Raw genomic sequence first — 15,564 nt, 5'->3', positions numbered from 1 at the left:
TTCTTATGCGCAGCTCAGGTTGATTAGGCTCTCTGAAAAAGTCTCATTGACTGAGAAAAAGATAGCAGAAGAATCCATCAAGATATGTAAAGACCTCATCGACTATGACATTTCCGATACGCACGCTGCAGTTTATGCGTTTTTCTCCAAATTCGAACGCTTAGAAAAGTTTAAAAGTCGTATGTATATCGAAGCATTGCGAGGTGAGAGTAAAGCCGTTCTAAACATGGCAGAAAACTCCCACCACAAAGAGTTTGTTATATTAACTCCCGAAGTAATCTTAGATGATTCACCCACGTCATGGTTGCTTGACCATAAGAATCTTTGCCGCAGCAAAATTATAACGATGAGAAAAACCTAACAATGCATAGATAAAGGGCTTAATTGCCCTTTATTTTTTCCAAAAACAACTGCTTTTGTTCAGGGGTTGCTTGTTGCCACCAATAGTCCAACATGCCAACCACATCTGGATGTGCTGACTTAGGCGCCGCTGGCGTTACGGCTCTTGTGGTAGTGCTTGGCGTTGAATAACGAGGTGCTGTGGATGTTGAAGGCTCACTTGCTATCGCTGTCGTTAATTTAGGTCTTTCTTGTGTCACCACCAATGTTGTCGCTAACGATTCGTTGGGTGCTTGCAACATAATCAACGGCTGATCTGCAAATGCCTTTGCCGCAACCACATTGTCAGGTCGGTTAAATTCAACCTGATACTCGCCGTCTTGATCGATACTTACTTTTGCCCAAAATGGCTTCGACTCTATGGTTTCGTGGTCGTCATAGCCCACTTCATACAAGTCGGTGTAACGCATTTTGACCGCATACTCCCCTTTTGCCAAGTCCAACTCTCGCACTTTGGAGAAGAATGAGTGTTCAATGGTTTTATCATCAACTTGCAAGGGAATAATTTCTTCAGGAAAACTTAGCAACGCAGCCTGTGAAAGCGGTGATAACAGTAAAACAGCGGTCGCAAGCGTATATTTTAAGCGCATCTATTCACTCCTTCGTGAGTACCAAATCATTATACCTAGATGAGATTACTGCATACCTGCTTATATCTCTACCCTTTTAATTGATGCGCAGCGGGATAACGCACCAAACCTATTGAGTCTCCTTGAGAGTTAGCTATGCTAGAGCAATTCAATATACAGATAAGGAAGGACCATGAGTTCAGAAACTATTTTTACCAAAATTATTAATCGAGAGATCCCAGCAGACATCGTTTACGAAGATGAACAAGCACTCGCGTTTAAAGACATTAATCCACAAGCACCATTTCATGTCTTAGTTATTCCTAAAACAGCAATTGCAACCATCAATGACGTGACTGAAGAAAATGCTCATCTTGTTGGTCATTTGTATGTTGTTGCAGCTAAATTAGCGAAAGAGCACGGCTTTGCAGAAGATGGTTATCGTGTAGTGATGAACTGTAATGATCACGGTGGTCAAACCGTATATCACCTTCATCTACATGTATTAGCTGGAAAAGAAATGGGCTGGCCGCCTTATCAAAATACGAAAAAAGTATCAGTTTAGATTATTCTCTGTTAAGCAATGTAAATAAGTAAGTTATTAACAGAAATTGTTAAAAGCTTACTTATTTCAACAAATTACATTTCAATACATATTCTGTACATAATTTCGATTTATTATTTCACTTTGTTATATAGCGGATTTCTCTATCTTGTACTAAAAATTCTAATACAAAAGGTCTGAATCCCATGTTAGCATTGAGAAATCGGAAAAATTAGAGTGTGTCCTAAAATGAGCAGTAGTGCTTTTTTGTTATTAGATAAAGAACCGGTTAACACCATTGGTATCAATGTGTTACAACCTTTGTTAAAAACCCAAGGGTTGGATGTTACGACTGGAACTGATATCTCAGATGTGCCTGAAGGCACTCGATTACTTTTCATCGAAACCGCAGTGAACGATTCTTGGGGTCAATTAAAAGAACAACTAGTCAACCTCAAAGTCAAATGCGATATCGTACTATTCAACTTAGATGAAAACCCGGAGCTGGCCAATCGTGCGCTGCTAAGCGGGATTCGTGGTGTCTTCTACACGACAGATAATGCCGACGTGCTAATGAAAGGGATCCGTTTGTTGCTTGAAGATCAACTGTGGTATCGCCGTGACGTGATGTGTAATGTGCTAAATCGCATGCTGCAATTTAATAAAGATGCATTACATAAACTAACCGAAGGTGATATCGAACCTGTGAAACTCACTAAGCGAGAAAAAGCAATTATCGCGCTAATGAGTAAAGGTGCGAAAAACAAAGAGATCGCTGAAGAGCTAAATATCAGTCCACATACGGTGAAAACGCATTTGTACAGTGCATTTCGTAAAACCAAATGTCGTAACCGTATCGAACTCCTTTCGTGGGCTCAGCAGAATATTCCTGACGAGATCCGCTAAGCTTCATATGTCTTTAACCCGCTGACGCAAGTCGGCGGGGGCAAGACAGCGCTGACATCACGATATCGAGGCTTCTGCTTCATACGGGCTTTACTGCCTTGGCGAATACCTCTATGCTAAGTTTTTTCGCAACTGAAAGCAGCCTTAGGTACATGCTCGACCCAAAAACCCTCTACCTAACCAGTCTCGTCATGACAGCAATGATGGCACTCCTTACCTTTTTAACATGGCGAGCAAATAAAAGCACACCCGGAACACTGCTCTATATTTTTTACCCTCTGGTTTTGCTCTGTGCGATTTCTTCCTTTGCATTACATGGCTATTTTGACAACTGGGAAACTATTCCCATTGCTAATACCTTGCTGTTCGCGGCTTCCATCATCCACTGCATGGCGATAAGGCAATTTTTAGGGGTGAAAGGCTCATCCTTTAAAGTGTTTCTCGGCGTGACTGCTGGGCTCTTCATTTTGTTGATGTACAGCAGTATTTTCTCTCCAAACTTGAGAGATAGGATCCTTATCTCGGACTTACAACACTTAGCTGAAGCAACACTCCTGCTCTATTTCTTTATTCGCTTTGCACGAAATAAATACCCTAACGGTAGCATAGTCTATATCACCATTTTACTTATTATATTGGTGATATTTACCGGCAGAACCCTATTAATGGGAGAAGTAACGCATTTCACGCTTTTCAAAGAGAACTGGTTTAGCATCACTATTTTCTTCAATGGCGTTCTTGCACCTATTTTTTATGCAACAGGTATGGCGCTGTTATGTAACGAGCAAAGAGAACAAAACCTTAATAAATTAGCATTGAAGGCTCAACAAGACCTTGAGCTGCGCGGTATGTTTTTATCAACGATCAGTCATGAGATACGCACTCCGCTTAACGGTATCTTGGGTAGCGCCCAACTCGTACTGGGACGCACAAAAGATAGTCGCAACAAGGCCTACTGTGAGGCCATCGTAAACTCTGCTGAATCGCTAAACTTATTGATTGATAAAGTACTAGACTACGCCAGTTTAGAGCAAAGTGATGAGGCCTTGTACGAAGAAGACGTTGAGCTTAGAAGTTGGCTACAGAACCTTTGCTTATTGTTAAGTCCGCTTGCAGAGCAAAAGAAGCTGCACTTTGAATTGGTGTACGAGCTGCCCGATCAAGTGTGCTATTACTTTGACCAACAAAAGCTGAGACAAATTCTTATCAACCTCGTTGGTAATGCCATTAAGTTCACTGATAAAGGGGAAGTAAAACTCAAAGTTGAGATTTTAAAAGACCAACAAATTGAGCATAAAGTGCGCTTTAGTATCACGGACTCAGGGCCTGGTATTGATAGTGAAGATATTAATAAACTGACCGAGCCTTATGTACAAAGCAATGCAGGTAAAATTAAGGGGGGTACAGGCTTGGGTCTTGCCATTACCAGTCGCCTACTCAACCGTCTGAATTCACAGCTAGATATTCAAAGTGAGCTTAACAAAGGCAGTACATTCAGTTTTGATTTACTGCTAAATATTGGTGAACTGAGCTTAGTTGAGCAGCGCCCGCTGCACGATAATTGTATCACTGGTCTGAAAGTACTGTTGGTAGAGGACTTAGATCTCAACCAAAAAATCGCTATCGAGTTTATGGCAGAAGACGAGCATAAGGTTAAACTGGCAACCAATGGTAAAAGCGCCATCGAAATGCTAATACAGCATCATTTCGATGTAGTGTTGTTAGACATGAACTTACCCGACCTTTCCGGGCAAGAAGTATTAAAGCAGCTACAAAACTGTGAGCATAAAAACAAACGAACCCCTTTCCTAGCCTTTACTGCTAGCCTCAGCCCAGACGAGGTAAAAGAATACTTGGCACTCGGCATTCGCGATATTGTTGGTAAACCGATAAAGCAAGAAAAATTACGCCAAGCGCTCAGCGAGTCTCAGTCTCCTAAAAAAGCCAACGTCAGCGTGGAATTGCCCGATACTCTTTACGACGAAACAGCCGTAAATGCTTTGAAATCAGGATTTAGTGAAGATGAAGTCTCTTCGATATATAACGAGTTTGTGTTGTCAGCCCGCAATAAACTCATCCATATTCAGCAGCTATTAGAGCAAGATGAAGATCAATGTATTAGACAGCTTCATCGTCAAGCCAGCACCGCCTTACAACTCGGATTTAATCGCTATGGCTCAAACTTGAAAAAAGCAGAGCGCCGCTTATTGGATGGTAAATCCTGTCATGATGAACTCACAGAAGCCATGACGCTATGGCAAGACAGTCTCGCAGCATATCTCCACTTCGTTCGTAAAGAGGCACTGGGTTAATCGTCATTAAACGCATGTTGTTCGACATCATAATAAAACTTGTTCATGCTTAGCGAGCATTTACATTAACGCTAATTTAACCGAGGCAAACCGCTCGCCTTGGGCAATAACTATAAAATTAAGGGAACATCTATGTCATTTTTTAAATCACCATTAGCCATTGCTATTGGTGCTGCTGTGATTGGTTTGGCTCAGCCAGCCAGCGCTGATGATGCCGTTACAGCCACGCAAACAGAAGAGAAGTCAACCAAAGGCTGGGATGTGCTCAACCCACCAGGTGAAAAGCAAACTATCACCATTGATACCAACGAAACCACATGGAGTAACTTAGATGTTAGCCCTGATGGTAAACACATCGTCTTTGATATGCTTGGCGACCTTTACATCATGCCAATTGGCGGTGGTAAAGCAACAGCCTTAACATCCGACATGGGCTGGAACATTCAACCTAAGTTTTCGCCTGATGGTAAATACATCGCGTTTATCTCCGATCGCGCAGGTGGCGATAATCTGTGGGTGATGGACGTAGATGGTCAAAACCTGCGTCAGGTGTCAAAAGAAGTGAATAATATTGTTCACAACCCGGCATGGTCGCCTGATGGTCAATACATTGCTGTTAAGCAAGGTCAAGTAACGGGACGTACCATCCCTGGTGGCTCTATTCGTATGTATCACATCAGCGGTGGTAAAGGCGTGTTAGTCCGCGAGCGTCTACATGGTGCAAAATCGCAAAAGAACGTTGCAGAACCCGCTTTTTCTCACGATGGCAAGAAAATCTATTACTCTGTTGATGCAACCTCAGGCGTGCGCTGGGAATATAACAAAAACTCGCTCGACGCTGTTTTCGAAATTCGTAGTTGGGATTTAACAACCGGTGAAGAAGAGACCGTGATCCGTGGTGCTGGCGGTGCTATTCGTCCAACTGTCAGTCCTGATGGTAAATCTATTGCGTTTGTTAAACGCGAAGATGACGGTAACGAAATGGTCGGTTCCTTATATATTAAAGATCTACACTCTGGCGTCGAAACTCGTGTTTATGCAGGCCTTGATCGCGATTTACAAGAAGCCAATGGCGCACATGGCAACACGCCTTCTTTTGCTTACACGCCGGATGGTAAATCCCTCGTTTTTTGGGCGAAAGGGGTATTCAACCGCGTTAATATTGCATCGCACGAGGTCAACGTCATCCCTACTCGCGTTGTCGCTGAAAAACAAATCACACCGGCACTACGCTTTGCGGTAGATGTCGCACCTGACACCTTTAAAGTCAAACTTGCACGCTGGTCTCAAATTTCTCCTGATGGTGAAACAGCACTATTCCAAGCGCTTGGCTACCTTTACGTAAAAGACATTGCGTCAGGCAAAGTAAAACGCCTCACTAAGCAAACCGACCACTTTGAGTTCTACCCAAGCTATTCTCGCGATGGCAAGTCTATCGTTTACACAACTTGGAATGATAAAGACTTAGGCGCAATACGTGTTGTATCTGCAAACGGTGGTCAAGGTAAAGTGATCACCCAAGAAGCCGGTCACTATATCTCACCAAGCTTTTCACCAAATGGCAAAAACGTGCTATTTAAAAAGGTAACCGGCGGCTACTTGCTAAGCGGTGACTGGTCAATGCACCCTGGTATTTATCTAGTTAATGCTAACGGTGGTGAAGCAAAACGCATTACTAAAAGCGGTGACAACCCGCACTTTGGAGCAGACTCTGAGCGCATTTACTTCTCAACCATGAGTGATGAAACACATCGCGAACTAAAAAGTGTTAACCTCAATGGTCAAGAAGAACGTAGCCACTTCAAAGGTGATTATGTCTTTGATTTTAAAGTCTCTCCAAATGGCCAATACGTTGCATTTATCGAACATTTCAATACGTTTGTTGCACCTTTTACCAGTACAGGTAAAACCTTATCCATTAACAAGGGTGAGAAAGCTTTCCCAGTTAAGCAGGTGTCAAAGTATTCTGGTGATTTCCTAAATTGGAAAGCAGACAGCAGCGCGCTAACTTGGGCATTTGGTCCCACACTTTATCAGCGCAAACTGACTGATACTTTCGCTTTCATCGATGGTGCATCTGACAACACCGATGAGCTAACCGCTGAAGGCATCGACTTGAGTTTTGAGCAAAAAGCGGATAAGCCTGAAGGTATGATTGCGCTAGTTGGCGGTAAAGTAGTAACCATGCGTAATGCTGAGAACGAACAAGAAATCATCGATAATGGTGTTATCCTAATCAAAGAGAATCGCATCGTTGCAGTCGGTAAGCAAGGTGAACTAGACGTTCCTAGCACAGCTAAAGTAATGGATATTAGCGGTAAAACCGTGATCCCGGGCCTTATCGATGCCCACGCACATGGCAGTTACGGTAGCTATAACCTACAGCCACAGCAAAACTGGAATCAATATTCTAATCTTAGCTTTGGTGTAACGACTATCCATGATCCATCAAATAACTCTGCCGAGGTATTCTCTATGGCTGAGCTACAAAGAGCGGGTCTAACGGTCGCGCCACGCACCTATTCTGTTGGACGTATTTTGTATGCTGGACACGCGCCGGGTTATAAAACACCAATCAGTAACCTTGAAGACGCAGAGTTCCACGTTAAACGCCTAAAAGACGCTGGCGCTATTTCAGTGAAGAGTTACAACCACCCTCGCCGTGAGACACGTCAGCAAGTATTGGAAGCGGCGAAGAACATGGAAATCATGGTTGTACCTGAAGGTGGTTCAAAATTCCAACACAACATGAACATGATAGTCGATGGTCACACTGGTGTTGAACATGCCCTACCGATCCCGAATATTTACTCTGATATTGAACAAATGTGGGGGCAAACAAACGTAGGCTTTACGCCAACTTTTGTTGTTGCCTATGGCGGCATCTCTGGCGAAGAGTACTGGTATCAACACACTAATGTGTGGGAAAACGAGCGCTTAATGAGCTTCGTTCCTGAGTATGTGGTAAAGCCAAGATCAATTCGTCCAAGCAAAGCGCCTGAACGCCACTATAACCATATCAATGTCGCTAAAACCGCAAAGCAGCTTCGCGATAAGGGTGTGACTGTACATATTGGTGCTCACGGCCAGCGTGAAGGTTTAGCTGCACATTGGGAATTATGGTCTATGGCACAAGGCGGGTTTACACCTTGGCAGGCGCTTCGCAGCGGTACAATCGACGGTGCAAGATATCTAGGTATGGACCGTGATCTTGGTACGATCGAACAAGGAAAACTTGCCGATCTTGCCATCATAGATGGTGATGTGCTGTCTAACATCCGTGATTCAGAGAAAGTTGCCTACACCGTGATCAATGGCCGTGTCTACGATGCAGCAACCATGAATGAAATCGGCAACTATGACAATAAACGTCAGCCTTTCTTCTTTGAAAATGGCGCGCAAACCCAAATGCACCCAGCAACTGCTGAGTACATGGAAGAAAAAGCCCATACCTATCATTGGAAACACTAATACGTAGCACGATTGCAGCGTGAACCGCTAAATTTACAAGCCCGGCTATCTGGATAGCCGGGTTTTTTATTTTTTGTCTAGATCTTAATCAATACTGTTCTATGCTGTTATAGGTACTTCCATAGCAACAGGGAATTAGGTTATGTCTGGGCTTTCGCAATTTTTTAACTCTCTTAATTTAACTAAAAAGCTGATTTTTGCATTTCTAATCGTCGCGCTAGTGCCATTAATAGTAATTATTTCAATCGCACTTAATACCGCATCGAATGCCATGACAGCGCAAGTTTATTCTCAACTTGGTGCTGTTAGTGAGATCAAAAAAAGCGCGGTTAATCGCTACCTTAAGACAGTTGAGGATAAACTTGATGCCTTTACAGCAAACCCCTTGCTTCCTGTGATTGCACAAGAGTTTATTACCAGCTTTCCTAGCGCTCAGGCTGATATTAACTATGCCAAATTATCGCGATTCTACGATGAAGTGTTCGTACCTAAGTTCAATCAAGAAAACCCCGAAGATACGAGCACAGCAAAGCTAATTAGTGACATTTCAGAGTCTGGGCTTGCGCTGCAAGCACGCTACCTAGCAAGCAATCCCTACCCTGTTGGTGAAAAGTACAAATTGATTGAAACCGGTCACTTAGATAGTTATGACCTTGCTCACCGCAGTTACCATCCATATATGCTTAATATCGCCGATATTTACGAGTTTTATGATATTTTTATCATCGACCCAAGTAACGGGAATATTGTCTACTCTGTATTTAAAGAGGTCGATTTTGCTACGTCACTAGAGTCGGGTCCTTATGCCAATAGTAATCTCGCTTCTCTTTATCGAGAACTGAAGGGCTCAACGGACCCAAAAGCCACTGCGTTTGCAGACTACAAACAATATCTCCCCTCCTATAATGCACCCGCTAGTTTTATCGCCAAACCGATTGTGGTGAATGGCCAAACCGTTGCAATTATAGCTGCACAATTATCTATTGATGCCATCAATGCCATTATGACCGAGCGAGAAGGCTTAGGCGAAAGTGGTGAAACCTACCTAGTTGGCCCTGAAGGTCTGATGCGTTCAGACTCATTCTTAGATCCACAACATCATTCCGTGGTCAATTCATTTCGATACCCTGAACGCGGCCGGGTAGCAACACTTGCAGTCTCTCAAGCATTGAATAATAAATCTGGACAACAAGTTATTCAGGACTATAACGGCGAAGCCGTGTTATCTGCTTATACACCGGTAGAGGTCTTTAATACCCGCTGGGCACTACTTGCCGAGATGGACGAGTCAGAAGCATTCGCTTCCATCACTTCACTCTCTCAATATCTGATGATTATTTTAGCCGTTACTATAGTATTAGTACTGATCGTCGCCTACTGGTTCTCAAAAACGCTTACCAAACCTGTTCACGAATTGGTGGAAACCATGAAGTTGGTTGAACAAGAAGGCAACTTTTCTTTGCGAGCCCCGATTCGAAGTCATGATGAAATAGGCAACAGTGCACAAGCATTTAATTCATTACTGGATGCTTTGCAGCTTTCTATCACAGAAGCTAACCGCGTCATGAATCAAATGGCTTCGGGCAAGTTTGAAGAGCGTATAAAAGTACCTTGTCGAGGCGAACTAGAAACCTTAAAAGATGCCACTAACCACTGCGCCAATACCTTAAGTCGAGCTATTTCTGAGCTCAATGAAATTTCCATTGATATGGCAAATGGTCAGTTTGATACCAAACTTAATGCTCCGATGTCTGGCGACTTAGACCTGCTCAAAAATAATATCAATGATTCCTTGTCTTCGATTAATTCAACCATGAACGGTATAGTTCATGTGATGGCCAATATTGAGCAAGGTAACTTTAAGGAACAAGTAACCGTACCCGCTAAAGGAAAATTAGCGCAACTCAAAGATTCGGTAAATAATTCCGTACGTAGCCTTAGCAGCGCGATTGACGGTATCAGCACGATTATGTCTGCATTGCGTCAAGGCAACTTCTCTGCGCAACTTGATGCTCCACTCGCAGGCCAATTAGAGACGTTAAAGCAAGATATCAACTCCAGCATGGCAAACCTAGACGAAGTGATGAAAGAGATCGGCGCTGTAATGGCTGGTGTCAGCAATGGCGACTTTAAACAACAGGTAGATGTAGTAGCAACAGGCCAATTAGCTCAACTTAAAGATGATATCAATGCTTCCGTCACCGCAGTTGATGTTGCTATCTCAGAAATCTCAACAGTGATGATGGCAATTAGTCATGGTCGATTTGATCGCACCATTCAATCTGCGATGTCTGGCCAGCTTGACAATCTTAAAGGTGATATCAACCGTTCAGTCGAGAACCTAAATCAAGTTATTGAAGAACTCGGCAGCGTAATGGGCGCAATGTCCGAAGGAGACTTTAGTCAAAAAATAGAGTTGCCACTACAAGGTCAGCTGCAACAGCTCAAAGAGAGTGTAAATGATTCGACTTTACAGGTCTCTGGGGCTATCTCCGAAGTCAGCAGCGTGTTGGCTAACGTTGCTCAGGGTGACTTAAGTAATCAAGTAAATGGGGAATATTTTGGCGTGTTTAAGTCTTTGCAAAATGACACCAACACCACAATTAAAAAACTCACCAGTGTAATCGAAGGGATCCAAGCCGCAGCAAATTATGTTGCTCAAAGTGCCGGTGAAATCGCGGCGAGTAACACCGAAATCAGCCAACGCACAGAAGAGCAAGCAGCAAACTTAGAAGAAGCTAGTGCCAGCACTGGCAATATGTTAGATGAGCTCACTAAGGTTTCAAACCAATCTGGTGATGCTGTAGGACTGGCAACAAACGCAGAAAACATAGCCAAAGAAGGAGGTAGTTTATCTGCCCAAACCGTAGCTGCAATAATTGAAGTGAACAAAGCCAGTAAAGACATTAATGAGATTGTATCGGTGATTGATGGACTTGCGTTTCAAACCAACCTGCTGGCACTAAATGCTGCCGTTGAAGCGGCACGAGCGGGAGAAAATGGCCGTGGCTTTGCTGTCGTTGCAAACGAAGTACGAGAGCTGGCAGGGCGTAGCGCCGCTTCAGCAAAGCAAATCAAAGAAATTATCTCAAACAGTAATCAAAAGGTAGAGCAAGGGACTGAACTTGCCAATAGTTCCGGTGAAAAGCTGCAACAAATCGTTGGTGCCGTGAGTGATGTAAATAACAACATCATTAAAATCAATGAGTCGACTTCAATGCAGCAACAAGCCATTAAAGAAGTGGACTTGGTGGTGCAAAGGCTAACGGATCTTATTCAAGAAAACTCTGCAATTACCGAAGAAACGATGGCAGCGGCGAGGCAAATGGCTGAGCAAGCCCATGAAATGCGTACCCAGTTGAGCTATTTCCGTTTATCAAAGAATGATTATAGTGCCACTGGCAGAGAAGGTGAATTGCTTGTGCATCAATATAATGCATCTTAGAACCTGTTGATCTTTGATAGTTAAATCATGCCCAACTAAGCCTTTTAGTTGGGCATGTTATGCATGTACCAATGTGTATTATGCCAGCGTAAATTTATCCGCATCGAGATGGGCTGGAAATTTAGCTTTATACTGCTGCAAGTCGCTCAGTTTTAGCTTTACGGTAATAACTTCTGCTTGGTCATCTGCTGCCGAAACAAGACTATTACCATTGAAGTCAATCGCTTTTGTACCACCATTATGCGCAGTGCCATACCCATCTTCACCTACGCGATTTACCGCAAGCACAAAGCACTGATTCTCGATTGCACGAGCAGCCAGTAAAGTATCCCAATGATTTCGGCGTGCCGCTGGCCAGTTTGCAATATTAATCATAACCTCATAATCGTTCTGATTACGCTGAAATACTGGAAAACGTAAGTCATAGCAGATCTGCGGTAAGAATTTAATGCCTTTTAATTCGAACACTTCACGGTGCTCACCAGCAACCACAAAATCCCCCTCATTACCCAAACAAAATAAGTGTCTTTTGTCATAATGAAGTATCTTTCCATCCGGCTGGCACCACACCATACGGTTGGCCTTTTTATCTCCTTGCGGAACCAGTACGCTGCCTGCTACAACAGCCTGAAAGCGCTGAGCACATTGCTGTAAAAACTCGATGGCTGCATCAGCATAGCGCTCAACATCCGGCTCTTTTACGGCGAAGCCAGTAGCAAATGTTTCTGGTAGAAAAATTAAATCGCTTGGCTCGACATTTTCTAGCAAACGTTCAATATGAGTAAAGTTGGCCTCAGGTGAAAGCCACTGGATATCTGTTTGAACAAGGGTAACGGTTAAAGTTGACATAAGCGTTTTGCAGCCTCTTCTAATGTCTGGTTTTCCTTAGCAAAGCACAATCGTATGACCTTGTCTTCAGGTGCTTGTTGGTAAAAAACACTGAGTGGCACTGCCGCAACCCCAACCTCTTCCACCAGATAGCGACAAAAGGCAACATCATCAAGATCAGAAATTTCACTGTAATCCAAAAGCAAAAAATAAGTCCCTTCACTTGGTAATAGCGTAAATCGGCTTGACGCTAACGCCTTAACCAGCACATCGCGTTTTTGTTGATAAAATCCACTCAGCTCATCAACGTGCTCAGGGTGTTCAGCAAGCATATCAGCCAATGCAAGTTGTGCCGGAGTGAAACTTGAGAACGTTACATACTGATGGATCTTTCTAAACTCAACAGTCATTTGCTTTGGCGCCACACAGTAACCCATTTTCCAGCCAGTACTATGAAAAGTTTTACCAAAGCTTGAGATCACAAACGCACGCTCAAACAATGCTGGATCAGTTAATGCGCTCAGATGAGGCAAACCATCAAAGGTAATATGCTCGTATACTTCATCACTGATCAATAACAAGTCATGTTGATTTAGCAGCTGTTTTAGTTGCTCTAAATCTGACGGCTTTAGCGTTTTAGCCGACGGGTTATGCGGTGTATTGATGATAATAGCACGGGTATTTGGGTTGATACTCGCTGCGACTTGTTGCCAATCAATTTGGTAATGCGGCGCAGTCAATGCAATATGTACGGCTTTTCCGCCAGCAAGTTCAATTGCAGGCTCATAAGAGTCGTAAGCTGGATCGAATACAATAACTTCGTCCCCTTCAGATACTATTGCCTGAATTGCCACGAAGAGTGCTTCCGTTGCACCCGAGGTCACCGTGATCTGTTCTTGTCCTGAAACCCTCACCTGATAACGACGTTCAATTAATGCCGCAACTTGTGCTTGCAAGCTCGGTACGCCGGCAGAAGGCGAATACTGATTTTGACCTTCGCCAACATAGTGGCTCAGTTGCGATTTTAGGTAATCAGGCGCATCAAACTCCGGAAAGCCTTGCGATAAGTTGATCGCACCATGCTCGTTCGCTAATGCCGTCATTTGGCTAAATATACTAATTCCAACCTGAGGTAACTTACTTTTCACTGCAACACTCTCTTTCTTATGGTGCTAATCGTGAGTGGATGCTATCATTGCTCAAAATAGATGTATAGCCGTCCAAACGCATTTAATTTATAGGTGTTAACTATGCACACACAAGCCGCAAAACTCGCGCTTATCGACGCAGGAGCTTGGGTTGCTCAGCAAGGCTGGGTTCCCGCGACTGGTGGTAATTTCTCTATCAAAACAGACTCTGGCTTTGTTGTCACGGCCAGCGGCTTTGATAAAGGTAAATTAACACCAGAACAATTTCTAGAATTAGACGCCACAGGCACCATCATTGCCGGTAGTGGCAAGCCTTCAGCCGAAACTGCATTGCACCTAAAATTATATGAATTATGCGTGGGTGCACAGTGTATATTACACACTCATTCCGTTGCTGCGACTGTGTTGTCGCGATTTATTCAAGGCGAGCAATTTCAGATCTGTGGTTATGAAATGCAAAAGTCACTGTCTGGCATTCAATCCCATGAAGAAACCTTATCCATTGCTATTTTTGATAACGATCAGGATATAGAGCGGCTAGCACAGCGCGTGGCGCAATCTCATCAAACTACACCGGTTATACACGGTGTATTGATCCGAGGTCACGGGTTATACGCAGTGGGCCGTACAGTGCAAGAAACGCGTCGTCATATTGAGGGCTTAGAGTTTTTATTTGCCTGCGAATTAGAACGCATTAAATTGGAGGGGCGCCAATGATCAAAGCCATTTTAACAGATATTGAAGGGACAATTACCCGTATCTCATTTGTTAAAGAGATACTATTCCCGTATGCCGCTGCGCATTTACCGCAATTTATTCGCGACCATCAGCATGACGCCGCCGTTGCCGAGCAAATTAGTGCCGTCAGAGCAGAATTGGATAATACCAACGCTGATATTGATACCGTGATTGCCGCACTACTTGAGTGGATCGCCGCAGATAAAAAAATCACGCCATTAAAACAGCTTCAGGGTCTCGTTTGGCAGTTTGGCTACAAAAACGGCGATTTTACCGGACATTTGTACGAAGATGCCTACCAGTTTTTAACACAACAAAAAGCGGATGGCCGCAACCTCTACGTGTATTCGTCGGGTTCAGTGAAAGCGCAGCAGCTACTTTTTGCGCACTCAGACTATGGTGATATTCGCCCGCTATTTAGTGACTACTTTGATACTAAAGTGGGTGCCAAGCAGGAAGTCTCGGCGTATCAGAATATTATTGCAGCCCTACCGTACCAAGCAGAGCAAATCCTCTTTTTAAGCGATATTGTTGCCGAGCTAGACGCAGCAAAGGCCGCTGGTATGCACACATTACAGCTGTTTAGAGATGCACAAGCAACATCAGCTAAACATCCAGTTATACCAAGCTTTGACCATTTTGATGAAGGGGCATTTTCATGAGTCAACTGACTATCTACCAAGAACAGAATCCAAGCCAAGCTTTGCAACAAGAGCAAGACGCAAACATCATCGCATCTTTGCTCGCAGAGCAAGGCGTACGCTTTGAGCAATGGCAAGCTAACACCGATATCACAGCTGAAATGTCACAAGACGACATTATTAGTGCCTATCAGAGTGATATTGAAAGATTAAAAGCGCAAGGCGGTTATCAAACTGTCGACGTGATTTCACTCGCAAAGGGCAACCCTAGTGCCTCGGAGTTGCGACAAAAATTTCTTTTTGAACATACTCATAGCGAAGATGAAGTGCGTTTTTTTGTTAAAGGACAAGGGCTATTCTGCTTACACTTAAACGATAAGGTTTACCAAGTTTTATGTCAGCAAGGTGACCTAATCTCAGTACCAGAAAATACGCCTCATTGGTTTGATATGGGTAGCGATCCAGAATTTACCGCCATTCGCCTATTCAATAATCAAGAGGGTTGGGTTGCAAAAAGCACGGACTCTGAAATTGCAAAACAGTTTCCATTACTTGATTAATAC

12 protein-coding genes are annotated in these 15,564 nt (G+C 43.5%); 9 read left to right on the top strand and 3 right to left on the bottom strand.

The window, feature by feature from the left end; all coding sequences use genetic code 11:
* On the top strand, positions 1 to 361 hold a 361-nt coding region (locus CWC03_RS14775; RefSeq protein WP_212748155.1), incomplete at its 5' end, for a hypothetical protein.
* 19 nt (positions 362 to 380) lie between these two features.
* On the opposite strand, the gene CWC03_RS14770 is transcribed toward CWC03_RS14775, so the two are convergent.
* Positions 381 to 989, bottom strand: a complete 609-nt coding sequence (locus CWC03_RS14770; protein ID WP_138582539.1) for a DUF2057 domain-containing protein — start codon at positions 987 to 989, stop codon at positions 381 to 383.
* Positions 990 to 1,161: 172 nt separating this feature from the next.
* Here CWC03_RS14770 and CWC03_RS14765 point away from each other — a divergent pair, with 172 nt between their 5' ends.
* The 5 genes from CWC03_RS14765 to CWC03_RS14745 all read left to right on the top strand — a co-directional run bounded on the left by CWC03_RS14765 (position 1,162) and on the right by CWC03_RS14745 (position 11,646).
* The gene (locus CWC03_RS14765) at positions 1,162 to 1,533 is read left to right on the top strand and encodes a histidine triad nucleotide-binding protein (RefSeq protein WP_138582538.1); all 372 of its coding nucleotides are present in this window, start codon (positions 1,162 to 1,164) and stop codon (positions 1,531 to 1,533) included.
* A 228-nt stretch (positions 1,534 to 1,761) separates the two neighbouring features.
* Complete coding sequence (locus CWC03_RS14760; RefSeq protein WP_095728838.1) at positions 1,762 to 2,418, top strand: helix-turn-helix transcriptional regulator; 657 nt, start codon at positions 1,762 to 1,764, stop codon at positions 2,416 to 2,418.
* A 152-nt stretch (positions 2,419 to 2,570) separates the two neighbouring features.
* Positions 2,571 to 4,730: an ATP-binding protein gene (locus CWC03_RS14755; RefSeq protein ID WP_138582537.1), complete on the top strand. Its 2,160-nt coding sequence runs from the start codon at positions 2,571 to 2,573 to the stop codon at positions 4,728 to 4,730.
* A gap of 132 nt (positions 4,731 to 4,862) precedes the next feature.
* Entirely contained in the window at positions 4,863 to 8,201 is a 3,339-nt protein-coding gene (locus tag CWC03_RS14750) for an amidohydrolase family protein (protein WP_138582536.1), read from the top strand.
* A 142-nt stretch (positions 8,202 to 8,343) separates the two neighbouring features.
* Complete coding sequence (locus CWC03_RS14745) at positions 8,344 to 11,646, top strand: methyl-accepting chemotaxis protein (RefSeq protein ID WP_138582535.1); 3,303 nt, start codon at positions 8,344 to 8,346, stop codon at positions 11,644 to 11,646.
* 78 nt (positions 11,647 to 11,724) lie between these two features.
* Here the strand turns inward: CWC03_RS14745 and CWC03_RS14740 are convergent, their stop codons facing one another.
* Entirely contained in the window at positions 11,725 to 12,495 is a 771-nt protein-coding gene (locus CWC03_RS14740; RefSeq protein ID WP_138582534.1) for an amidohydrolase, read from the bottom strand.
* Entirely contained in the window at positions 12,483 to 13,622 is a 1,140-nt protein-coding gene (locus tag CWC03_RS14735) for a methionine aminotransferase (RefSeq protein ID WP_138582533.1), read from the bottom strand. The genes CWC03_RS14740 and CWC03_RS14735 overlap by 13 nt, the downstream gene beginning before the upstream one ends.
* Before the next feature lie 102 nt (positions 13,623 to 13,724).
* Here CWC03_RS14735 and CWC03_RS14730 point away from each other — a divergent pair, with 102 nt between their 5' ends.
* From CWC03_RS14730 to CWC03_RS14720, 3 genes are read left to right on the top strand one after another with little or no spacing between them, the layout of a single operon-like run.
* Entirely contained in the window at positions 13,725 to 14,339 is a 615-nt protein-coding gene (locus CWC03_RS14730) for a methylthioribulose 1-phosphate dehydratase (protein WP_010376449.1), read from the top strand.
* Positions 14,336 to 15,022: an acireductone synthase gene (gene mtnC, locus CWC03_RS14725; RefSeq protein ID WP_138582532.1), complete on the top strand. Its 687-nt coding sequence runs from the start codon at positions 14,336 to 14,338 to the stop codon at positions 15,020 to 15,022. Before CWC03_RS14730 ends, mtnC begins: the two co-directional genes overlap by 4 nt.
* Positions 15,019 to 15,561 carry a 1,2-dihydroxy-3-keto-5-methylthiopentene dioxygenase gene (locus CWC03_RS14720; RefSeq protein ID WP_138582531.1) on the top strand — a complete coding sequence of 181 codons (543 nt, stop codon included), beginning with the start codon at positions 15,019 to 15,021 and terminating at the stop codon, positions 15,559 to 15,561. Before mtnC ends, CWC03_RS14720 begins: the two co-directional genes overlap by 4 nt.
* Positions 15,562 to 15,564: the final 3 nt, after the last annotated feature.

The sequence above is a fragment of the Pseudoalteromonas sp. S2755 genome (genome assembly GCF_005886535.1).
Classification (GTDB): Bacteria; Pseudomonadota; Gammaproteobacteria; order Enterobacterales; family Alteromonadaceae; genus Pseudoalteromonas.
Note: the sequence above shows the minus strand (reverse complement) of the source record. Positions and strands in the feature narration are given on the sequence as shown.

Bases quoted from the DNA above. Each gene is read 5' to 3' on its own strand.
- CWC03_RS14755 (WP_138582537.1), top strand. From the start codon at position 2,571: ATGCTCGACCCAAAAACCCTCTACCTAACCAGTCTCGTCATGACAGCA.
- CWC03_RS14760 (WP_095728838.1), top strand. From the start codon at position 1,762: ATGAGCAGTAGTGCTTTTTTGTTATTAGATAAAGAACCGGTTAACACC.
- CWC03_RS14770 (WP_138582539.1), bottom strand. From the start codon at position 989: ATGCGCTTAAAATATACGCTTGCGACCGCTGTTTTACTGTTATCACCG.
- CWC03_RS14720 (WP_138582531.1), top strand. From the start codon at position 15,019: ATGAGTCAACTGACTATCTACCAAGAACAGAATCCAAGCCAAGCTTTG.
- CWC03_RS14740 (WP_138582534.1), bottom strand. From the start codon at position 12,495: ATGTCAACTTTAACCGTTACCCTTGTTCAAACAGATATCCAGTGGCTT.
- CWC03_RS14765 (WP_138582538.1), top strand. From the start codon at position 1,162: ATGAGTTCAGAAACTATTTTTACCAAAATTATTAATCGAGAGATCCCA.
- mtnC (WP_138582532.1), top strand. From the start codon at position 14,336: ATGATCAAAGCCATTTTAACAGATATTGAAGGGACAATTACCCGTATC.
- CWC03_RS14745 (WP_138582535.1), top strand. From the start codon at position 8,344: ATGTCTGGGCTTTCGCAATTTTTTAACTCTCTTAATTTAACTAAAAAG.
- CWC03_RS14750 (WP_138582536.1), top strand. From the start codon at position 4,863: ATGTCATTTTTTAAATCACCATTAGCCATTGCTATTGGTGCTGCTGTG.
- CWC03_RS14730 (WP_010376449.1), top strand. From the start codon at position 13,725: ATGCACACACAAGCCGCAAAACTCGCGCTTATCGACGCAGGAGCTTGG.